The sequence below is a fragment of the Curtobacterium sp. PhB142 genome, from assembly GCF_004341255.1.
GTDB lineage: Bacteria > Actinomycetota > Actinomycetes > Actinomycetales > Microbacteriaceae > Curtobacterium.
Genome location: NZ_SLUT01000001.1, coordinates 666,579 through 686,979, shown reverse-complemented (window position 1 = coordinate 686,979; position 20,401 = coordinate 666,579). Strand labels below are relative to the sequence as shown.

Here is a 20,401-nt window from a genome sequence, read left to right as displayed (position 1 = left end):
AGGCACGACTCGAGGGCATGAGCCCGGTTCAATACCGAGCTCACGCCCTCGCGGCCTAATCTGACTTCACGGTCCAACAAACCGGGACCGGTTCAGGGCCCGCCACGGGCCTCCCGTCCGTCAGGTGCGTGCGTCTAGAGCGCGGCGAGCGTCGCGTTCAACGTGGCGGACGGGCGCATGACCGCGCTCGTCTTGGCGTCGTCCGGGCGGTAGTAGCCGCCGATGTCGGCCGGGCGGCCCTGCACGCCGTTCAGCTCCTCGACGATCTGCTGCTCCTGCGCGTCGAGCTTGCCCGCGATCTCGGCGAACGACGCTGCGAGCTCGGTGTCCGTCGTCTGCGCCGCGAGCTCTTCGGCCCAGTACTTGGCCAGGTAGAAGTGGCTGCCGCGGTTGTCGATCGAGCCGAGCTTGCGGCCCGGGGACTTGTCCTGCTCGAGGAAGGTCCCGGTGGCACGGTCGAGCGTCTCACCGAGGATCTTCGCCCGCTCGTTGCCCGTCACACCGGCGAGGTGCTCGAGGCTGACCGCCAGGGCGAGGAACTCGCCGAGGCTGTCCCAGCGCAGGTAGTTCTGCTGCACGAGCTGCTGGACGTGCTTCGGGGCGGAGCCGCCGGCACCGGTCTCGAACAGGCCGCCGCCACCGAGCAGCGGGACGACGGAGAGCATCTTCGCCGAGGTGCCGAGCTCCATGATCGGGAACAGGTCGGTCAGGTAGTCGCGCAGGACGTTGCCCGTGACGGAGATGGTGTCCTCGCCGCGGCGGATGCGCTCGAGCGAGAAACGCATGGCGTCCTCCGGCGAGAGGATCTCGATCTGCAGGCCGTCGGTGTCGAGCTCGCCCAGGTACTGGCGGACCAGACCGATCAGGTTCGCGTCGTGCGCCCGGGTCTCGTCGAGCCAGAACACGGCCGGGGTCTCCGAGGCGCGGGCACGGGTGACGGCGAGCTTGACCCAGTCGCGGATGGCGATGTCCTTGGTCTGGCAGGCGCGCCAGATGTCACCGGGCTCGACGTCGTGCTCGATGACGACGTCACCTGCGGCGTTCGTCACGCGGACGGCGCCGGCGCCGGGGACCTCGAAGGTCTTGTCGTGCGAGCCGTACTCCTCGGCCTTCAGCGCCATGAGCCCGACGTTGGGCACGGAGCCCATCGTCGCCGGGTCGAAGGCACCGTTGACGCGGCAGTCGTCGATCACGGTCTGGTAGATGCCGGCGTAGCTCGAGTCCGGGATCACGGCGAGGGTGTCGTGCTCGTCGCCGTCCGGGCCCCACATGTGGCCGGAGGTGCGGATCATCGCGGGCATCGAGGCGTCCACGATGACGTCGCTCGGGACGTGCAGGTTCGTGATGCCCTTGTCCGAGTCGACCATCGCGAGCTCGGGGCCCGCGGCGATGCCGTCGGTGAAGGCCTGCTTGATCTCCGCGCCGTTCGGCAGGGCGTCGAGCCCCGCGAGGATCGAGCCGAGACCGTCGTTCGGGGTGAGACCGGCAGCGGCCAGGTCGGCGCCGAACCGCTCGAACACCGACGGGAAGAACGCCTTGATGACGTGGCCGAAGATGATCGGGTCGGAGACCTTCATCATCGTCGCCTTGAGGTGCACGGAGAACAGGATGTCCTCGGCGGCGGCGCGCTGGATCTGGTCCTGCAGGAATGCCTCGAGCGCGGCGACGTGCAGCACGGTGCCGTCGACGACCTCGCCCTGCACGACCGGGATCGACTGCTTGAGGACCTGGGTCTCGCCGCCCTCGGCGACGAACGTGATCGTCAGGACGTCGTCGGCAGGGGCGATCCAGGACTTCTCGTTCGAGCGGAAGTCGTCGACGCCCATCGTGACGACGTTCGTCTTCGAGTCGCCGCTCCACGCACCCATGCGGTGCGGGTGCTTCCGGGCGTAGTTCTTGACGGACAGGGGAGCGCGGCGGTCGGAGTTGCCCTCGCGCAGCACGGGGTTGACGGCGCTGCCCTGGACGCGGCCGTAGCGGGCGCGGGCGTCGCGCTGCTCGTCCGTCGTGGGCTCGTCCGGGTAGTCGGGCAGGTCGTAGCCCTGCGACTGCAGTTCCTTGATCGCGACCTTGAGCTGCGGGATCGACGCCGAGATGTTCGGCAGCTTGATGATGTTCGCCTCGGGGGTCTTCGCGAGCTCGCCGAGCTCGGCCAGGGCATCGTCCACGCGCTGCTCGTCGGTGAGCCGCTCCGGGAACTGGGCGATGATCCGGCCGGCGAGCGAGATGTCGCGGGTCTCGACGTCGACACCAGCGGTGCCGGCGAAGGCCTGGATGACCGGGAGGAAGGAGTGGGTGGCGAGGAACGGCGCCTCGTCCGTGAGGGTGTAGATGATCTTGGCCATGCTGGCGGGTACTCCCTTGTTCGACCGTCGGTACGTCCACGCTACTCGTGGTGCGGGATGTCTCGACATCAAGATACATGGTCCGGCCTGCGTCCGGCAGGTACTCGGCAGACGTCCTGGAGGCGCACTGTCGGCTCATAGGAACGCTCGGTGGACTGGTCTTCCGCAGTTCCAGAGCCGCAGGAGGGCGATCATGGCGACGACACGTGTGACACCGGAGGACTTCGGGTGGACCGCGGAGGACCTCCGTTCCGCCTACGCCTCGGACGGCAGTGGCCCCTACCGGTACGCGCCGGACGGCTCGGGGCCGTTCTCGTACGACGTCGACGGTTCCGGACCGTGGCTCGTCGGGCCGGAACCGCGCCGGGGACTGGCACGGTTCGCCCCGCGCGACCACGGTGGACGCTCCCGACTCCGCCGCATCGGCACAGCGGTGAGCGCCGGGGCGCTGGCGCTCGTGCTCGCCGTCGGCAGCGTCGCGGTCGTCGCCCACACCGCCCCTCCACACCCGTCCGTGCAGGCGGGCGTCCTCCACAGCCCGGACACCGACGGGACCTGATCGCCCGGACGGCCCCCACCGCACCGCACCGTGCCGGTTTCGTTGTTCGGTGCGAGGATGACCGCCGCGTGCGCGCCTGCTGCGCCGCACCGCGCCACCAACCGCGCACGGGATGACGACGCACGCACCGTGCGGACAGGAAGCACGCGGCCACGCCGCCACGAGCCTCCCGTCCGTCCGGCGGTCGCCCCCACCGCACCGTGCCGGCCCCGCCGCGCGGTGCGAGGATGACCGCCGCGTGCGCGCCTACTGCGCCGCACCGCGCCGCCAACCGCGCACGGGATGACGACGCACGCACCGTGGTGCCACGCTGGGCCGGTGACCGAACTCCTCGTGGTCGGCGTCATCGCCGTCATCGCCATCGCGGGTGCCGCCGTGCTCGGGCCCCGCATCGGGGTCGCGGCACCGCTCGTGCTCGTCGTCGTCGGGATCATCGCGAGCCTGCTGCCGTTCATCCCGGACGCGGAGATCGAGCCGGAGTGGATCCTCGCCGGGGTCCTGCCGCCGCTGTTGTACTCGTCGGCGGTGTCGATGCCGTCGATGAACTTCCGGCGCGAGTTCGGCGCCATCAGCGGTCTGTCCGTCCTGCTCGTCATCGCGTCGAGCCTGGTGCTCGGCCTGTTCTTCGCCTGGGTGGTCCCGGGCCTCGGCTTCTGGTGGGGGATCGCCCTCGGTGCGATCGTGAGTCCCACCGATGCCGTCGCGACGTCGATCGTCAAGCAGACCTCGGTGTCGCGCCGGGCGATCTCGATCCTCGACGGTGAATCGCTGCTCAACGACGCCACCGCGCTGGTGCTCCTGCGGACGGCCATCGTGGCCGCTGCCGCGTCGTTCTCGTTCTGGGGAGCGCTCGGCGACTTCGCGGGCGCCGTGGCCATCGCGGTGGTCATCGGCTGGTTCGTCGGCTGGCTGAACGTGTTCGTGCGCTCCCGGGTGCCGAGCGCAGCGGTGAACACGGCGCTGTCCTTCGCGGTGCCGTTCGTCGCCGCGGTACCGACCGAGCACTTCGGCGGGTCAGGGCTCGTCGCGGCTGTCGTCGCGGGGCTGTTCACCGGGATCGTCGGACCGCGCAAGCTCCCGCCGGGGCACCGACTGTCCGACGCGCAGAACTGGCAGACCATCGAGCTCGTGCTCGAGGGCGCGGTGTTCCTGACGATGGGGCTCGAACTCGCGACGATCCTCCGCGACGTGCAGGAGGACCACTCCGGCATCGGTCCGGCGCTGCTCATCGCCCTCGGCGCCCTCGTGCTGACCGTGCTCGTCCGGACCGCGTACGTCGTGCCGCTCCTGTTCGCGCTGTCGGCGGCCGCCAAGCGCGGTGAGCGGATGCAGGACCGCTTCGCCGAGATGCACGCCGGCGACCGCGACGCGATGAGCGAGGTGATCCGCGAGCACCGACCGGGCAACCGGGCGCCGTCGGAACGCGAACTCGACCGGTTCACGACACGCGTCCGGCGAACCCTGGCGGACATCGCGTACTACACGACGGCACCGCTGGGCTGGCGCGAGGGCACGGCGGTGGTCTGGGCGGGCATGCGCGGCGCGGTGACCGTCGCGGCGGCGCAGACCCTGCCGACGGACACTCCGGAACGGTCGCTCCTGGTGTTCGTCGCGTTCGCGGTGGCCCTGCTCTCGCTCGTCGTACAGGGCAGCACGATCGGCCCGCTGCTCCGTCGGATCGCCGCACCGGCACCGGACACCGCCGCGAAGGACACCGAGGAACGCGGGCGGTTGCTGGAACTCATGCGGACCGCGGCGGAGCAGGTCCCCGGTACCCGCGAAGCCGGCCCCCGGACGCGCGAGGAGCTGGAGGCAGCCGATCCGGCGGAGCTCCGCGCGTGGATGGGCCGCGAGAAGGCCCGGCGGCTCGCCGTGCTCGAGGCACAACGCGCCGCGATCCTCGACGCCCGCGACGACGGCACCTTCGACGCCGAGGTGCTCGAGTCGATGCTGCAGAACCTCGACGCCGAGCAGATCGCCCTCGTGCTCCGTGGAGCACCTGCCCGCTGACGGCAGTCCCGCCGGTCAGGTGCCGATCGAGACGCGGAACACCCGGACGCCGGCCGCCCGGAGTGCTGCGAGGCCGAGCCGCATCCGCATGCTGCGGAACGGCCGCTCGAACCCCGACGGCGCCGATGCGGCATCGATCTGGTGGAGCACCTCGGACGTCAGGGTGCGCTCGACCTTCGGCGCGAGCCGTGTCAGTCCCGAGACCGTCACCACGATCCGGACGGCGTGCGGCACGAGCAGCGGATCGATGAGCTCAGCGGCCGCCTGGGCACGGTGGAACGCGGGGTCGTCACCGGGGCGCCGGATCGCGATGACCGCGAGTTCGGCGTCCCAGGTCTCCTCGGGGTCCGGCAGGTCGTCGACCCCGATGACCCGCATGCGTGCGGCGTCGATGCCCGCGCGCACCGCGGCGGCGCGGAGCACGGGCAGGAGTTCCTGAGTGCCGGCGAGCACGACGTCGGCGGTGCCGAGGTCGACCTGCGCGGGCCGCTCTCGCGGCGATCGGGCCATGGTGCGGGTCCTTCCGTCGCTTTCCCACGACGCTACCGATGTCGGACGGTCGGGGGACGTCGGGGCCCGCGGTGATCAGGTGCCTCCCAGCCTCGCGGTAACGAAAAGATCACGGTGGGGCCTGTACAAAGCGACAGAGTCGTGCAGAATGGTGAGCGGCCATGACGACTGCACCCGAACTCGACCAGCACCCGGAGACCCCGGTGGTGCACCTGTCCCGTCGCGCTGCCCTCGAGGCCGAGCGCGCCGCAGCCCGGAAGCCCCAGCGCCGAGCGGACAAGCCGGAGAAGCCCGCCAAGGTCGCGAAGCCCGTCGGCCGCCGCGCCACCGCAGCCCGCGCGACGACCGAGCACGTCGACACCCGCATCACGCGCGTGGTCCGCCGCCCCGCTGCCACCGTGACGAGCGTCCCGAAGGCCCCACGGGCCTCCCGGTCCGGTCGTGCCGGACGGATCACCCTGACCAGCGCGGCCGCTGCGATCGCGATGTTCGCCGCCTCGGCGATGCCCGCCCACGCCAGCGCCGGCACCTCGATGGCGACCTCGACCATCGCGCCGATCGTGCGCACCCAGGACTACGCGGTCACCCAGGCGGTCACCGCGACCGGACTCGACCGCGACGGGTTCACCGTCGGCGGCGGTACGACGCGCCGGATCGTCACCAGCGGCGGCACGGCCGACACGAGTGGCATCGCGGGCGAGGCCGTCTCGTACGGCGGCGCGGTCCGCTCCCCGTTCCCCGGCCCGGTGCAGATGAGCTCGGGCTTCGGCTACCGCTCGGCACCGTGCGGCGCGTGCTCCTCGCTGCACCAGGGCCTCGACTTCACGCCCGGCATGGGCACGGCCATCGGTGCCGTCGCCGCGGGCACCGTCCGGATCTCGGGCACGTACTTCTCGTACGGCAACGCCGTGATCATCGACCACGAGATCGACGGCCGCCAGGTGTCGACGCTCTACGGGCACATGATCCCGGGGTCGTCGCCGCTCAAGGTCGGCGACCAGGTCGAGGCCGGCGAGTTCATCGGACTCGTGGGTTCCTCCGGCGTCTCGACCGGTGCGCACCTGCACCTCGAGGTCCTGATGGACGGCGTGACCCCGATCGACCCCGAGGCGTGGCTCGAAGCCCGCATCGGCCGCTCGCTGACGACGTAGCCCCCGACACCACCCACCCCGCACGCACCCGGACGCACAGCAGACGTCGAGCGCTGGTGGGGTGACGTCCCAGCTGCCCTGTGCAGACTCACAGGCATGGACGATCACCACAGACCGCCCGCCCGTCGTCGATCCGAGGAAGCTGCCCGCTGATGGGCGCCGACACCTGGATCGCCTTCGGGCTCGTCATCCTCTTCGTGCTCGTCGGCGGGGTCTTCGCCGCCGCCGAGATCGCACTCGTCTCGCTCCGTGAGTCGCAGCTGCAGCAACTCGAACGCCGGGGCTCCCGTGGCCTGCGGGTCGCCGAACTCGGGCGTGACCCGAACCGGTTCCTCGCGGCCGTGCAGATCGGTGTGACCGTCGCCGGGTTCTTCTCCGCCGCGTACGGCGCCTCGTCGATCGCGCCCGACGTCGCGCCCGTGTTCACCGGGCTCGGACTCGGCCAGGGAGCTGCCGAGACGGTGGCTCTCGTGCTGATGACCCTCGTCATCGCCTACCTGTCGCTCGTGTTCGGCGAGCTCGTGCCGAAGCGACTCGCCCTGCAACGGGCCGAGGGCTTCTCGATGCTCGTCGCACCGACCCTCGACCGCTTCGCGACCCTGATGCGCCCGGTGATCTGGGTGCTGTCGGCCTCGACGAACCTGGTCGTCCGCGCACTCGGTGGCGACCCGAACGCCCGCAGCGAGTCGATGAGCACCGAGGAGCTCCGCGGCCTCGTCGACGAGCACACCGGCGTCGACGAGCAGGGCCGCCGGATCGCCCGGAGCGCGCTGGACGCCGGTGACCGGATCCTGCGCGAGTCGATGCGCCCCTGGTACGACGTGTCCACGATCGACGCCGCACTGACCATCGCCGAGGCCACCGACCACGCGATCGAGGTCGGGCACACCCGGTACCTCGTGACCTCCGGCGGACGCGACGAGGTCGACGGCTTCGTGCACCTCCGCGACCTGCTCCGGCCGAGCGACCCGACCGCACCGGTGTCGACCCTGGTACGCCCGGTGCTGGCACTGCCGGAGACGAAGTCGCTGTCGAGCGCGATCGCGGACATGCGGACCGACGGGCACCAGATCGCCCTGGTGGTGGACGAGTACGGCGGCAGCGCGGGCATGGTCACGCTCGAGGCGCTGCTCGAGGACCTCGTCGGCCGTATCCGCGACGAGTACGACGAACCCACGGCCGAGCACGACGGCGTGGACGGGTCCACGGTGCTCGAGGACCTCGTCGCCGACGGCGGTCCGGCGCTGCCCGACGGTGACTACGAGACCGTCGGCGGCCTCGTCCAGGTCCACCTGGACCGCGTACCGGAGGTCGGCGACGTCGTCGCCGCCGGCGGACACCGCCTCGAGGTGACCGCCATGGACGGTCACCGCGTGGCGCGCGTCCGGATCACGGCCGACATAACGCTCTGAACTCCGCGCAGCTGACCTGGAGGCCCGTGGCGGCGCCGCCACGGGCCTCCCGTCCGCCCGGCGGGTACCGCCAGTGCCTGCCGGACGGACAGCGCAGCCACGTACGCTCTCCCCATGGGTATCGACGTGCGCAACGAGATCCGCGACTTCCTGTCCTCCCGGCGAGCGCGGCTCACCCCGGAGCAGGTCGGCATGCCGTCGTTCGGCGGCGGGGTCCGACGCGTCCCCGGGCTGCGGCGGCACGAGGTCGCGATGCTCGCCGGCGTGAGCGTCGACTACTACACGCGGCTCGAGCGTGGATCGCTCAAGGGCGTCTCGGACAGCGTGCTCGAGGGCCTCGCGAGCGCCCTCCAGCTCGACGAGGACGAGCGCGTCCACCTGTGGGACCTCACCCGACTGGCGAACTCCGGCGTCAAGACGATGCACCGCACCGTCCCCACCCGGGTCCGCCCCGGCGTCCAGCGCCTGCTCGACGCCATCACCGGCGCGCCTGCCTGGGTGCGGAACGAACGCGGTGACGTCGTCGCGACGAACGAGCTCGGTCGCGCGCTGTACTCGCCGATGTTCGCCGGCCCGGGGCGCCCCGTGAACACCGCGCGCTTCACGTTCCTCGACCCAGCTGCCCGTGACTTCTTCCCGGACTGGGCGCAGACCGCGAAGGACGCCGTCGCCGTGCTCCGCGCGGCCGCAGTGTCGAACCCGTGCGAGCCCGGTCTCATCACGCTCGTCGGGGAGCTGTCCACGCGCAGCGAGGAGTTCCGCGGCTGGTGGGCCGCGCACGACGTCCGGCTGCAGCGCGCCGGCGGGAAGCGCATCGACCACCCGATCGTCGGCGAGCTCCGGTTGTCGTACGAGGCGCTCGACCTGGTCGCCGACCCCGGCCTGACGTTGTTCACGTACTCGGCGGAGCCGGGCAGCGAGTCCGAGCGGTCGCTGGCCCTGCTCGGCACCTGGGCCGCGACGGAACGGGCCGAGCAGTACGCGGCCCTGCGCGCGGCGGAGTCCGAGTCCGAGTCGGTCGACTGAACCGCTGGTCGGCCCGGCGCACGGTTCGTAGGCTGGGGACGTGACCAGGACGACGGACGGATCAGCGGGGGACGCCGACTACGCCCGCATCGGGCAGGACTACCGGCAGTACCGGCGCCCCGAACCGACGTTCGCCCGGGCGATCGCGAAGGCCCTCGGCGACGCCCGCACCGTCCTCAACGTGGGTGCCGGTGCCGGGTCCTACGAGCCGACCGACCGACAGGTCACCGCGGTCGAACCCTCGGCGTCGATGCGCGCCCAACGACCGGACACCCTGTCGACGGCGATCGACGCCACCGCCGAGGACCTGCCCTTCGACGACGACACGTTCGACGCCGCGATGACGACGTTCTCGGTGCACCAGTGGGGCGACCTCGAGCGCGGGCTGGCCGAGCTGCGCCGGGTGACCCGGGGTCCGATCGTGATCCTGACGTGCGACCCGGCCCGCGTCGAGGACTTCTGGCTCGCCGAGTACGCACCAGAGGTGATGGCGACCGAGGCCCGGCGCTACCCCGCGCTCGACCGCCTCGCCGCCGCACTGGGCGACGACACCGTCACGAACACCCCGCTGCCGATCCCGTTCACGTGCGTCGACGGCTTCTCCGAGGCGTACTACGCCCGGCCGGAGCGCCTGCTCGACCCGGGCGCCCGGAAGGCGAACTCGGCGTGGAGCTTCGTCGACGAGCTCACCGCACGGCGATCGGTGGCCGCCCTCCGTACCGCGCTCGACTCCGGCGAGTGGGACCGGCGGCACGGGGCGCTGCGGATCCGGCCGACCTACGAGGGCGCCCTCGTCCTGGTGACGGCCGTCCCCACCGCTTGACACGTCGACGTAGGCTGGGCGCGTGAGCTTCCAGGAGGTGGTCGGCGCCCGTAGCGCCGGCATCAGGGCGTGAGGCCCCCGGTCGTGCCCGCAGGCACGGCCGCCCTCGTCGAACCCTGACCTCCTTCCGCCCGGTGCGGTGTGCGTCCGCACGCCCCGGGCCCGCTCGAAAGCGATGCACCATGCTCCCCATCACGGAGAAGACCCTCCGCACGTCCTTCGTCAACGCCTCCCGCAAGGAGACGACCGACATCACGCTGCCCGCCGACTTCGAGACGATCGACTGGGACGCGCTCGACTTCCTGGGCTGGCGCGACCCGAAGATCGGTCGGCGTGCGTACGCCGTCGTGCCGACGCTCGAGGGAACGCTCGTCGGCATCGTGTTCCGGCAGGCCGAGGCCTCGTCGCGCTCGCGCGCCCAGTGCTCGTGGTGCCAGGACGTCAAGCTGCCGAACGACGTCGTGTTCTACAGCGCGAAGCGGTCCGGCAAGGCGGGGCGGAACGGCGACACCGTCGGCACGCTCGTCTGCCAGGACTTCCAGTGCTCGCGGAACGTCCGGAGGCTGCCGCCGCCCGCCTACGAGGGCTACGACGTCGAGGCCGCGCGCCTGCGGCGCATCGAGGACCTGCAGCTGCGCGCCGCGTCCTTCGCCACCGACGTCTGAGACGCCGAGGTCTGAGCCACTGGCGTCTCGCGTCCGCAACGCGACGGACGGCGGACGGGAGGCGCGGTGCGGGCCGCCACGGGCCTCCCGTCCGACACAGGCGACCGTTTCAGGGCCGCGGGTCGCGTTGCGGGGGAAACCGCCCGGTAACGCGGGTGAAACGGTCGTTCCGTAGCCTCGGCACATGCACCTCGGCGACCTCGACGACGCGACCGCCCCCGACGCTGCCGCGGTGATCCGGGGATGGGCCGACGTGCCCGCGTGGGTCGACGCCCTGGTGGCCGCGCGCCCGTTCGGCACCGTGTCGGCGCTGCTCGACCGGGCACGTGCCGAGTCGGCGTCGTGGGGTGCGCCGGAGCTCGACCACGCCCTCGCGCAGCACCCGCGGATCGGTGAGCGGACGACCGATGCCTCATCGGCTCGTGAACAGTCGTCGATGCGCACCGCCGGCGACGAGGTGGCCGGCCGGATCGCCGACGGCAACGTCGCGTACGAACAGCGGTTCGGCCGCGTGTTCCTGGTGCGGGCCGCCGGACGGACGCCCGAGGAGCTGCTGGCCGAGCTCGACCGGCGCCTCGCGGGCGACCCGGCGGTCGAGACGCGTGAGGCCGCCGCTGCCCTGGCCGACATCGCCCTGCACCGCATCCGTGCGACCTTCGCCGTGCCGCACCTGACCACGCACGTGCTCGACGCCACCACCGGCACCCCGGCGGTCGGCGTCGGCCTGACGCTCAGCACCGTGGACGGTGACGTCGTCGCGACCGGCTCGACCGATACCGACGGCCGTGCGGCACTCGGCCCCGACGTGCTCGCGCGCACCGACCACGTGCTGCGCTTCGACACCGGCCCGTACTTCGCCGCCGCCGGGGTGCCGACCTTCCACCCGTTCGTGACCGTGGCGTTCCGCGTCACGGGAACCGAGCACCTGCACGTCCCGCTGCTGCTGAGCCCCTTCGCCTACAGCACCTACCGAGGGAGTTGACCGCCATGTCGGAGACCACCGTCCACCTGGGACCGAACAAGTACGGCAAGGCCGAGAACCGCCTGGTCCGCGTGACCCGGCACGGCGACCGGCACGAGATCGCCGACCTGACCGTGACGTCGCAGCTCATCGGCGAGGCGTTCGCCGGGTCGTTCACCAGCGGCGACAACTCCCGGATCGTCGCGACGGACACCCAGAAGAACACCGTGTTCGCCCTGGCGAAGGAGCACGGCGTCGGAGCTCCGGAGGACTTCCTCGCCCTGCTCGCCGACCAGTTCACCAGCGAGTTCGACTGGGTCGAGGGCGGGCTCTGGCAGGCGGAGGTGCACCCGTGGGAACGCATCACGGTCGACGGACAGCCGCACGACCACTCGTTCCGCCGCACCGGCACCGGGACCCGTCTGGCGACGGTGCACGTCGAGGGCGGCGAGCGCCACGTCACCGGCGGCGTCAAGGACCTGGTCGTCCTGAAGTCGACCGGGTCCGAGTTCCACGGGTTCCCGCGGTCGCGGTTCACGACCCTGCCGGAGACGACGGACCGGATCATGGCGACCGAGGTCACGGCGCGGTGGCGGAACCTGCCGTCCGCCGTCGAGGCCGGGATCGACTACGACCACCTGTACGAGGAAGTCGTCGCCGTGATGCTCGAGCAGTTCGCCACGGTGCACTCGCTCGCCCTGCAGCAGACGCTGTGGGAGATGGGGCGGGCGGCGATCGAACTGCGGCCCGAACTCGCCGAGGTGCGGTTCGCGATGCCGAACAAGCACCACTTCGTCGTGGACCTGTCGCCGTTCGACCTGACGAACGAGAACGAGGTGTTCATCGCGGCTGACCGTCCCTACGGGCTGATCGAGGGGACGGTCGTCCGCGACGGCGTGGCCGAGGCGCCCCGCGCGTGGGAGCACCTGCCCGCCTTCGTCTGACCGCGATATTTGATGTGTTTCGCCCAGCGGCCGCGCCGTGACAGGATCGATCTTGTTCTGTTTCGTTAGCGAGGGTGAGCCGTGACAAATTACGAAATCTCAGCTTCTGCTCCGAAGCGAGGTCGGCCAGCCCGCCAAGCCGTGTACCAACGATTCGAAGCGGCAATCGACGAGCTCGCGAACTACGGCGGCCTCCCGAAACCGTACGAAGCGAAGGGGCTCTGGGACAGCCTCTGGCATCTCGAGGCACACCACTCAACCGCGATCGAGGGCAACACGCTCGTCTTGCGCGAGGTGGAACAGCTGCTCGAGCAGGGGCGCGCCGTGGGCGCGAAAGAGCTCAAGGACTACCTTGAAGTCCTCGGGTACGGCGAGGCCGCGAAATGGGTCTACGAGCAAGCTCTCCAGCCAGCGGCAGGCGATCAGCTCATCACGCTGCAGGAGGTTCGCCAGATCCACAAGGTCGCGCTCAGCGGCGCCTGGGACGTGACACCACATCCGGACGCCCGCGACAGTGAGGGTCCTGGGAGCTTCCGTGAACACGAGATCGCGCCGTTCGCGCACGGGATGACACCGCCGTCGTTCCCGCTCGTGCATGCGGAACTGACGAACTGGGTCGACCGCGCCAACGACTTCGGGGTCGGGGTGGCAGATGGGTCGATCCTCTTGGCCGAGGTCCCCGAATGGCTCGCGCAGATGCACCGGAACTTCGAGCACATCCACCCGTTCATCGACGGGAACGGCCGTACCGGCCGCCTCTGCCTGAACCTCATCCTGGTTCGACTCGGCTGGCCACCGGCAATCGTGTTCAAGGATCAGCGGAAGAAGTACCTCAAAGCGCTGGACCGCGCAGACAACGAGGACTTCGGTCCACTGGCAGAGCTCCTGAGCCGGTCCGTCATCGACAACCTGCACACCCTCATCCCGAACATCGCTGGCCCAGCGAAGTACGTTCCGCTCCCCGCGTTGGTCGATGACGACTTCTCCCTCGTCGCGCTCAAGGCAGCGGCGGCTCGTGGGCGACTCGAGGCCATCCGGGGAACTGATGGGCAATGGCGATCAAGTCGCGCCGCGGTCGATGCGTACAAGGAGTCGCGGTTCAAGCGGAAGCCGAAGGACACGACGTCCTGACCTCGAGGCGATCGCCTCGGAGGTGGTGCACCCGCCCCGCGCGTGGGAGCACCTGCCCGCCTTCGTCTAGGCCGAGGGCTCCTCGCGCGGCAGCGCGATCGGCGCCGTCGACCGCACCCCGTCGTACGAACCGACCGCCGGGTCCTCGCCGTACCGCTCGGCGACCGAGCGGGACCCGAGCAGCAGGTTGAGCAGGATCGCCGCGACGGCGCCGGCCGAGATCCCCGAGTCGAACACCAGCGTGAACCACGTCGGGAACTGCCCGTAGATCTCCGGGGCGACGGTCGGCAGCAGCGCGATGCCGAGCGGCAGCGCCACCACGAGGACGTTCCGGTTGTCGAACCGCACCTTCGACAGCGTCCTGATGCCCGACGCCGCGACCATGCCGAACAGCGCGACACCGGCACCGCCGAGCACCGCGTGCGGGATCGCCTCGACCACCGCGGCCACCTTCGGCACCAGGCCGAGCACCACGAGGATGCCGCCGGCCGCCGTCGCCACGTACCGGGAGCGCACGCCGGTCAGTGCGACGAGCCCGACGTTCTGCGCGAACGCCGTGTACGGGAACGTGTTGAACACCCCGCCGACGACGGTACCGAGTCCGTCCGCGCGCAGGCCGTCGGCGAGCGTGCACTTCGACACGGGACGCCCGGTGACCTCGCCGACCGCGATCATGTCGCCGGTGGTCTCGGTCATGATCACGAGCCCGACGACGAGCATCGACACGATCGAGGCGAGGTCGAACGTCGGCAGCCCGAAGTGGAACGGCGTGACGAAGGCGAACCAGCCCGCGTCGCCGATACCGGACCCGTCGACCATGCCGGGGACGAACAGCGCCACGACCGTGCCGAGCAGCAGTCCGAACAGCACCGAGACCCGGGCGAGACCGCGCGGGGCGAACCGTTCGACCAGGACGATCGCGAGCAGGACCCCGGCGGCGAACGCGACGTCGAGCGGGTCGGCAGCACCGTCCTTGCCGCCGTCGGTGACCCAGCCCGCGGCGACGCTCATGAGCGACAGACCGATGATCAGGATGACCGTGCCGGTGACGATCGGTGGGAACAAGCGGACGAGCTGCGCGAACCACGGTGCGACGACCACCATGAAGACGCCGCAGGCGATCGTCGCCCCGTAGACGGCGGTGATGCCGTGCTCGGTGCCGATCGCGATCATCGGGCCGACGGCGGCGAACGTGACGCCCTGCACGAGCGGCAGCCGGACCCCGAACCGCCAGAAGCCGACGGACTGCACGATCGTGGCGAGGCCCGCGACGAACAGGTCTGCACTGATGAGGAAGGCCAGGTCGGCGCTGTCGAAGCCGAGGGCCCCGCCGACGATGAGCGGGACGGCGATCGCGCCCGCGTACATCGCGAGCACGTGCTGCAGGCCGAGCGGCAGGAGCCTGGCGAGCGGTGGGACGGAGTCGACGCCGTCCTCGGTCGGTGTCGCGCGCGGTGTCTTCGTGGTCGTCATGGCGTCCCCTTCGAGCGGTGGTTTCCCTGTGCTCCGGACGCTATGCACCCCGTGTTTCCCCGGGATGACGGGCGTGGGTCGCGTCGGTCACCGGACCAGCGCCCGAAACGCACGCAGAGACGGCCGGGAGGCCCGTGGCGGATCCGCCACGGGCCTCCCGGCCGTCATCCGGTTGCGTCAGCGACCGATGGTCGACATGTCGGGGTAACGGTCGCCGGTCGGGACCGGGAGCGCCGACAGGCGCGCGACCTGGTCCGCGGTGAGGGTCAGGTCGGCGGCACCGACGTTCTCCTCGAGGCGCGACACGCGCTTCGTGCCCGGGATCGGCACGACGTCGTCGCCCTGGGCGAGCAGCCAGGCGAGGGAGACCTGGGCCGGGGTCGCGTCGGCCTCGGCGGCGATCTCCTTGACGGCGTCGACGATGCGCATGTTCTGCGCGAACGCTTCCTCTTGGAAGCGCGGGTTCGCCAGGCGGAAGTCGTCGGAGTCCAGGTCGGACGGCTTCGTGATCGCACCGGTCAGGAACCCGCGGCCGAGCGGCGAGTACGGCACCAAGCCGATGCCGAGCTCGCGCAGGGTGTCGAGCACGTCGCCCTCGGGGTCCCGCGTCCACAGCGAGTACTCGCTCTGCAGGGCGGTGATCGGGTGGACCGCGTGGGCCTTCCGGATCGTCTCGGGTCCGGCCTCGGACAGGCCGATGTGCCGGATCTTGCCCTCCTGCACGAAGCCGGCGAGCTGGCCGATGACGTCCTCGATCGGGACGGCCGGGTCGACGCGGTGCTGGTAGTACAGGTCGATGTGGTCGGTGCCGAGGCGCCGCAGGGACCCCTCGAGGGCCTCGCGCACGGACTCCGGTGCGGAGCTGATGCCGCGGCCGGTGGCGGGAGTCTCCTCACCGGCGGTGTGGGTGATGAGACCGAACTTCGTCGCGATCACGACGTCGTCGCGGCGGTCGGCGAGGGCCCGGCGGAGCAGGTCCTCGTTCGTGTAGGGGCCGTACGCCTCGGCCGTGTCGAACAGGGTGACGCCGAGGTCGATCGCGCGGTGGATCGTGCGGATCGACTCCGCGTCGTCGGTGCCGGCGCCCGTGTAGAAGGCGCTCATGCCCATGGTGCCGAGGCCGATCGGTCCGACCTCGAGGTCTGCGAGCTTGCGTGTCTGCATGGTGCAGGTCTACTCCGGGTGCACCGCTCGGAGGAAGGCACTGCCCGTGCCGGTCAGACACGGGCACCGTTCGTGTGGATCCTCCAAGGTCCACGCGGGGCAGCGCGGCCTTCTGGTGTGATCGGGGCGTGAACCTGTACTTCCGGCTGTTCCTGTTGCGCCTGCGTGTCCGGCTCCGCCCGACGACGGGTGGACGGCGGCCGTCGCTCTGGGACGAGGCACGCACACCGTTCCGCGTGACCCTGACCGACCTGGACCCGCTGCGGCAAGTCAACAACGGGAAGTACCTGTCGATGCTCGACCTCGGGCGGCTCGACCTGATGCTGCGGTCGGGGTTCTGGGGCGCGATCGCGGAGCGCGGCTGGTACCCGGTCGTCTCGGCGCAGACCATCACGTACAAGCGGTCCCTGACGCTCGGGCAGCGGTTCGAGCTCGTGACCCGGGTGCTCGGCGTCGACGACCGGGCCGTGTACCTGGAGCAGACGTTCGTCCGTCGCGGGGCCGTCGTCGCCCGTGCCGTCGTGCAGGCGCGGTTCCTGCGACGCTCCGGCGGGACCGTCCCGATGACGGACCTGCTCGACGCCGTCGGCGGAGCACCGGCTGACCGCGAACTGCCCGCGTGGGTGCACGGGTGGGCGGGTGCCGTCCGGATCAGCAGCGCGGCGTAGACACGGCGGCGGTACGCTCGGGGGACGGGGTGGACGCCCCGGGACGGAAGGGGAACGTCATGGTCGTCATGTGGATCGTCATCGGAGTGGTCGTGGCCATCGCCGCGCTGCTCACCGCGCTCGAGGTGCAGAACCGCCGTCGTGCGAAGCGCCTCGCCCACCTCGAACCCGTCGACCCGACCCTCGGCGCCCGCTCCCTCGCCGACGCCGAGGCAGCGCACTCGATGACCGAGGGCCTCGCGAAGTCCGCACACCCAGGCATCACCGGTGCCAGCGGGGGACTCGCCGGCTCGTGAGCCGCACGTCGACTCGGCGCACTCTGCTCGCGGGGGGCGTCGGACTCGGGCTCGCCGGGGTCCTGGCAGCGTGCAGCCGGCCGAGCCCCGCTCCGTCGAGTTCGCCGCGGCCGACCTCCAGCGGCCCCGCACAGCCGACGAGGACGCCTTCGAGCACGCCGACGCCCGGCGGCCCCGACTCGTGGGACGCCCTCGCCGCCGCCGTCTCCGGCACGGTGCTCCGGTCCGGGTCGAACGGCTGGGACAGCGCCCGCGTGCTCGAGAACCCGCGGTACGACGACGCCGACCCGCAGGGCATCCTGCGCGCCGCCGGCGTGGCCGACGTGCAGGCCGGTCTCGCGTTCGCGCGGAACACCCGCACCCCCGTCGCACTGCGAGCGGGCGGGCACTCGTACACGGGCTGGTCGGCCGGCGGCGCACCCGGGACCGACGTCCCGCGGTCGCTCGTGATCAGCACGCAGGACCTCGACGGCATCGAACTGCACGACGACGACACCGTCACGATCGGCCCGGGTGCGCAGCTCGGGGACGTCTACGCCGCGCTGGCGAAGGCCGGACGGGCGATCGGCGCCGGCTCCTGTCCGACCGTCGGCATCGGCGGGCTCACCCTCGGCGGCGGGGTCGGCGTGCTCGTCCGCTCGTTCGGGCTGACCTGCGACCAGCTCACCGGCGTCACGCTCGTCACTCCGGACGGCGCCGTGCACGAGGTCTCGACGTCCAGCGAACCGGACCTGTTCTGGGCCTGCCGCGGTGGGGGCGGTGGAACCGTCGGCGTCGTGACCGCACTGACGTACAGGACGCAGGCCGCGCCTCCCGTCCTCCTCTTCAGCATCACGTTCGCGTGGTCGGCCGCCGCTGCCGTGGTGCGCGCCTGGCAGGACTGGGCGCCCACCGCCGACCCGAAGCTGTGGTCGACGCTCAAGCTGCTGAACGGCAGTCGGCACACCGCGCCGACGGTCACCGTGACCGGCGTGTGGACCGGATCGAAGACCGGCGCCGACACCTCCGTCGACGGTTTCATCGCCGCCGCCGGCGCGAAGCCCCTCGCCCACACCGGGCAGGTGCTCACCTACGGCGCCGCGATGTCCGCGCTGGCGGGGAAGCCGCAGCGGGTGTCCGAGGCAGCGACGTCGTCGATCGGATCGGCGAAGCTCACCGACGCACAGATCGACGTGCTCGTCGCCCGGGCGGCCGCGGCGGGCGACGTCGACGGCAACCTCGAGGGCGGGGTCGCGCTCGATGCCCTCGGCGGGGTCGTGGCGGACGTCGGCCGGACCGACTCGGCGTTCCCGTGGCGGTCCGCGCTCATGACCGTGCAGTACACCGCGGTCTTCGCCGACGGCGCGGACCCTGCACCGTTCGACGCGTACGTGCGGGGGTTCCGTCGAGCCATGCGGCCGGCGTGGGGCGACGCGGCGTACGCGAACTACTGCGACGCGGCGATCACGGACCCGTCGGCGTACTTCGGGGACAACACCTCGCGCCTGCACCGCATCGCCGAGCAGGCCGATCCGACGGGCGTGCTCGACCAGCCGAACTGGGTCTGACGCACGCACGAGTCTCGGCCCGACGCACGCGAGTCTCGGTGTGGGCGACGGTTCTCGTGGCGCGCACCGCGAGGACTGTCGCCCACGCCGAGTCTCGGGCAGGAGCCGGGGCGGCCGGCCGGCCGCGTCCTACGATGACCGCATGGACATCGTCGACCTGGTGCTGCCGGACGTCGCCGCGTGGCGTGCCTGGCTCGACGCGCACGAGGGCGACGCCGACGGGGTGTGGCTCGTGCTCGCGAAGAAGGGCGTCACCGAGCCGACGACCCTGACCTACGACACCGCCCTCGATGAGGCGCTGTGCTCCGGGTGGATCGACGGGCAGCGGCGTGGGCGGGACGACACGACCTACCGCCAGCGGTTCACCCCGCGGCGGAAGGCCTCACTCTGGTCGCAGCGCAACCTCGGACTCGTCGCGACGCTCATCGCCGACGGCCGGATGCGCGAGCGCGGGCAGGCCGAGATCGACCGGGCGAAGGGCGACGGCCGGTGGGACCGCGCGTACGCCGGGCCGGCGACCGCCACCGTCCCCGAGGACCTGCAGGCGGCGCTCGACGCGTCACCCGCGGCAGCCGCCCTGTTCGCCGAGCTCGACGGCACGAACCGGTACGCCGTGCTGCACCGGATCACGACCGCGCCGAGTGCGACCTCGCGGACGAACCGGCTGACGAAGCTCGTCTCCGGACTGGCACGCGGCGAGACGCCGCACCCGCGTCCGGACCGGTCGGAGCGCCGGGGGACACCGACTCAGGGACCGGCAACGCCTCCGGCGTAGACCGGGGACATGACCACTGACACCGACACCACGAACCGCCCGGCCGCGGCCTCCGGCACCTTCCGCATCGGTGGCGACCTCGAGGTCCACCGCCTCGGCTACGGCACCATGCAGCTCACCGGCCCCGGCGTCTGGGGACCCCCGAAGGACCACGACGAGGCCGTCCGCGTGCTGCAGCGCGCCGTCGAGCTCGGCGTGGACTTCTTCGACACCGCGGACTCGTACGGCCCGTACGTCGCCGAGGAGCTCCTGCACGAGGCGCTCCACCCCTACGGCGACGACGTCGTCATCGCGACGAAGGCCGGACTCACCCGGACCGGCCCGAACGAGTGGCCGCCGGTCGGCCGTCCGGAGTACCTGCGTCAGGAGGCCGAGATGAGCCTCCGCCGTCTGGGCCTCGAGCGCATCGACCTGTTCCAGCTGCACCGCATCGACCCGAAGGTCCCGCTCGAGGACCAGGTCGGCGAGCTGAAGAAGCTGCAGGACGAGGGCAAGATCCGGCACATCGGCCTGTCCGAGGTGTCGGTCGACGACGTCAAGGCTGCCCAGGAGATCGCGACGATCGTCTCCGTGCAGAACCTGTACAACCTGCAGAAGCGCGACGCCGAGGAGCTCCTCGACTGGTCGACCGAGCAGGGCATCGCGTTCATCCCGTGGTTCCCGCTCGCGACCGGCGGGCTGACCGGCGAGGACTCGCCGCTCACCGAGATCGCCGACCGGAAGGGTGCGTCGCCGGCGCAGCTCGCCCTCGCCTGGCTGCTCAAGCGCTCGCCCGTCGTGCTCCCGATCCCCGGCACCTCGAGCGTCTCGCACCTGGAGGACAACCTGCAGGGCGCGACCATCGAGCTGACCGACGACGAGTTCGAGGAGCTGTCGAAGCTGGGTTCCTGACCCGGGGTCGCGGACGCGACCGAACGGCGGACTGGAGGCCCGTGGCGACA

19 protein-coding genes are annotated in these 20,401 nt (G+C 71.5%); 15 read left to right on the top strand and 4 right to left on the bottom strand.

The window, feature by feature from the left end:
* Window positions 1–134: 134 nt before the first annotated feature.
* Entirely contained in the window at window positions 135–2,345 is a 2,211-nt protein-coding gene (locus tag EDF31_RS03400; RefSeq protein WP_131845162.1) for an NADP-dependent isocitrate dehydrogenase, read from the bottom strand.
* Window positions 2,346–2,538: 193 nt separating this feature from the next.
* Here EDF31_RS03400 and EDF31_RS03395 point away from each other — a divergent pair, with 193 nt between their 5' ends.
* Both EDF31_RS03395 and EDF31_RS03390 read left to right on the top strand, forming a co-directional pair.
* Complete coding sequence (locus tag EDF31_RS03395) at window positions 2,539–2,904, top strand: hypothetical protein (RefSeq protein WP_131845161.1); 366 nt, start codon at window positions 2,539–2,541, stop codon at window positions 2,902–2,904.
* 318 nt (window positions 2,905–3,222) lie between these two features.
* Complete coding sequence (locus EDF31_RS03390) at window positions 3,223–4,914, top strand: cation:proton antiporter (protein ID WP_131845160.1); 1,692 nt, start codon at window positions 3,223–3,225, stop codon at window positions 4,912–4,914.
* 15 nt (window positions 4,915–4,929) lie between these two features.
* On the opposite strand, the gene EDF31_RS03385 is transcribed toward EDF31_RS03390, so the two are convergent.
* The gene (locus EDF31_RS03385) at window positions 4,930–5,424 is read right to left on the bottom strand and encodes a hypothetical protein (protein WP_111083592.1); all 495 of its coding nucleotides are present in this window, start codon (window positions 5,422–5,424) and stop codon (window positions 4,930–4,932) included.
* A gap of 161 nt (window positions 5,425–5,585) precedes the next feature.
* Between EDF31_RS03385 and EDF31_RS03380 the strand changes: the two genes are divergently transcribed.
* The 8 genes from EDF31_RS03380 to EDF31_RS03345 all read left to right on the top strand — a co-directional run bounded on the left by EDF31_RS03380 (window position 5,586) and on the right by EDF31_RS03345 (window position 13,537).
* On the top strand, window positions 5,586–6,575 hold the full coding sequence (locus EDF31_RS03380; RefSeq protein ID WP_131845159.1) for a M23 family metallopeptidase: 990 nt from the start codon (window positions 5,586–5,588) through the stop codon (window positions 6,573–6,575).
* Window positions 6,576–6,727: 152 nt separating this feature from the next.
* The gene (locus tag EDF31_RS03375; RefSeq protein ID WP_131845158.1) at window positions 6,728–7,987 is read left to right on the top strand and encodes a hemolysin family protein; all 1,260 of its coding nucleotides are present in this window, start codon (window positions 6,728–6,730) and stop codon (window positions 7,985–7,987) included.
* A gap of 114 nt (window positions 7,988–8,101) precedes the next feature.
* Entirely contained in the window at window positions 8,102–9,013 is a 912-nt protein-coding gene (locus EDF31_RS03370; protein WP_123293003.1) for a helix-turn-helix transcriptional regulator, read from the top strand.
* Window positions 9,014–9,053: 40 nt separating this feature from the next.
* Window positions 9,054–9,836, top strand: a complete 783-nt coding sequence (locus EDF31_RS03365) for a class I SAM-dependent methyltransferase (RefSeq protein WP_131845157.1) — start codon at window positions 9,054–9,056, stop codon at window positions 9,834–9,836.
* A 182-nt stretch (window positions 9,837–10,018) separates the two neighbouring features.
* Complete coding sequence (locus EDF31_RS03360; protein WP_131845156.1) at window positions 10,019–10,501, top strand: FBP domain-containing protein; 483 nt, start codon at window positions 10,019–10,021, stop codon at window positions 10,499–10,501.
* A gap of 184 nt (window positions 10,502–10,685) precedes the next feature.
* The gene (gene uraD / locus EDF31_RS20530; protein ID WP_131845155.1) at window positions 10,686–11,483 is read left to right on the top strand and encodes a 2-oxo-4-hydroxy-4-carboxy-5-ureidoimidazoline decarboxylase; all 798 of its coding nucleotides are present in this window, start codon (window positions 10,686–10,688) and stop codon (window positions 11,481–11,483) included.
* Window positions 11,484–11,488: 5 nt separating this feature from the next.
* Complete coding sequence (pucL, locus tag EDF31_RS03350) at window positions 11,489–12,406, top strand: factor-independent urate hydroxylase (RefSeq protein ID WP_131845154.1); 918 nt, start codon at window positions 11,489–11,491, stop codon at window positions 12,404–12,406.
* Window positions 12,407–12,547: 141 nt separating this feature from the next.
* Entirely contained in the window at window positions 12,548–13,537 is a 990-nt protein-coding gene (locus EDF31_RS03345; protein ID WP_131845153.1) for a Fic family protein, read from the top strand.
* 66 nt (window positions 13,538–13,603) lie between these two features.
* Here EDF31_RS03345 and EDF31_RS03340 read toward each other — a convergent pair whose 3' ends face one another.
* Together EDF31_RS03340 and EDF31_RS03335 are read right to left on the bottom strand one after the other, a co-directional pair.
* The gene (locus tag EDF31_RS03340) at window positions 13,604–15,010 is read right to left on the bottom strand and encodes a nucleobase:cation symporter-2 family protein (RefSeq protein WP_243649821.1); all 1,407 of its coding nucleotides are present in this window, start codon (window positions 15,008–15,010) and stop codon (window positions 13,604–13,606) included.
* 177 nt (window positions 15,011–15,187) lie between these two features.
* Window positions 15,188–16,174 carry an aldo/keto reductase gene (locus EDF31_RS03335; protein ID WP_131845152.1) on the bottom strand — a complete coding sequence of 329 codons (987 nt, stop codon included), beginning with the start codon at window positions 16,172–16,174 and terminating at the stop codon, window positions 15,188–15,190.
* A 128-nt stretch (window positions 16,175–16,302) separates the two neighbouring features.
* Here EDF31_RS03335 and EDF31_RS03330 point away from each other — a divergent pair, with 128 nt between their 5' ends.
* From EDF31_RS03330 to EDF31_RS03310, 5 genes are all read left to right on the top strand, one after another.
* Complete coding sequence (locus EDF31_RS03330; protein ID WP_131845151.1) at window positions 16,303–16,842, top strand: acyl-CoA thioesterase; 540 nt, start codon at window positions 16,303–16,305, stop codon at window positions 16,840–16,842.
* Between the two features lie 59 nt (window positions 16,843–16,901).
* A complete protein-coding gene (locus tag EDF31_RS03325) occupies window positions 16,902–17,138 on the top strand; it encodes a hypothetical protein (protein ID WP_131845150.1) in 237 nt (78 codons plus the stop codon).
* Window positions 17,135–18,685, top strand: coding sequence for an FAD-binding protein (locus EDF31_RS03320; protein WP_131845149.1), 1,551 nt, complete (start codon window positions 17,135–17,137; stop codon window positions 18,683–18,685). Before EDF31_RS03325 ends, EDF31_RS03320 begins: the two co-directional genes overlap by 4 nt.
* 142 nt (window positions 18,686–18,827) lie before the next feature.
* Entirely contained in the window at window positions 18,828–19,460 is a 633-nt protein-coding gene (locus EDF31_RS03315) for a YdeI/OmpD-associated family protein (protein WP_131845148.1), read from the top strand.
* A gap of 9 nt (window positions 19,461–19,469) precedes the next feature.
* Window positions 19,470–20,351, top strand: a complete 882-nt coding sequence (locus tag EDF31_RS03310) for an aldo/keto reductase (RefSeq protein ID WP_131845147.1) — start codon at window positions 19,470–19,472, stop codon at window positions 20,349–20,351.
* The last annotated feature ends 50 nt before the right edge of the window (window positions 20,352–20,401 follow it).

Bases quoted from the DNA above. Each gene is read 5' to 3' on its own strand.
- EDF31_RS03375 (WP_131845158.1), top strand. From the start codon at position 6,728: ATGGGCGCCGACACCTGGATCGCCTTCGGGCTCGTCATCCTCTTCGTG.
- EDF31_RS03380 (WP_131845159.1), top strand. From the start codon at position 5,586: ATGACGACTGCACCCGAACTCGACCAGCACCCGGAGACCCCGGTGGTG.
- EDF31_RS03385 (WP_111083592.1), bottom strand. From the start codon at position 5,424: ATGGCCCGATCGCCGCGAGAGCGGCCCGCGCAGGTCGACCTCGGCACC.
- EDF31_RS03370 (WP_123293003.1), top strand. From the start codon at position 8,102: ATGGGTATCGACGTGCGCAACGAGATCCGCGACTTCCTGTCCTCCCGG.
- EDF31_RS03395 (WP_131845161.1), top strand. From the start codon at position 2,539: ATGGCGACGACACGTGTGACACCGGAGGACTTCGGGTGGACCGCGGAG.
- EDF31_RS03400 (WP_131845162.1), bottom strand. From the start codon at position 2,345: ATGGCCAAGATCATCTACACCCTCACGGACGAGGCGCCGTTCCTCGCC.
- EDF31_RS03340 (WP_243649821.1), bottom strand. From the start codon at position 15,010: ATGACGACCACGAAGACACCGCGCGCGACACCGACCGAGGACGGCGTC.
- EDF31_RS03325 (WP_131845150.1), top strand. From the start codon at position 16,902: ATGGTCGTCATGTGGATCGTCATCGGAGTGGTCGTGGCCATCGCCGCG.
- pucL (WP_131845154.1), top strand. From the start codon at position 11,489: ATGTCGGAGACCACCGTCCACCTGGGACCGAACAAGTACGGCAAGGCC.
- EDF31_RS03310 (WP_131845147.1), top strand. From the start codon at position 19,470: ATGACCACTGACACCGACACCACGAACCGCCCGGCCGCGGCCTCCGGC.
- EDF31_RS03315 (WP_131845148.1), top strand. From the start codon at position 18,828: ATGGACATCGTCGACCTGGTGCTGCCGGACGTCGCCGCGTGGCGTGCC.
- EDF31_RS03335 (WP_131845152.1), bottom strand. From the start codon at position 16,174: ATGCAGACACGCAAGCTCGCAGACCTCGAGGTCGGACCGATCGGCCTC.
- uraD (WP_131845155.1), top strand. From the start codon at position 10,686: ATGCACCTCGGCGACCTCGACGACGCGACCGCCCCCGACGCTGCCGCG.
- EDF31_RS03360 (WP_131845156.1), top strand. From the start codon at position 10,019: ATGCTCCCCATCACGGAGAAGACCCTCCGCACGTCCTTCGTCAACGCC.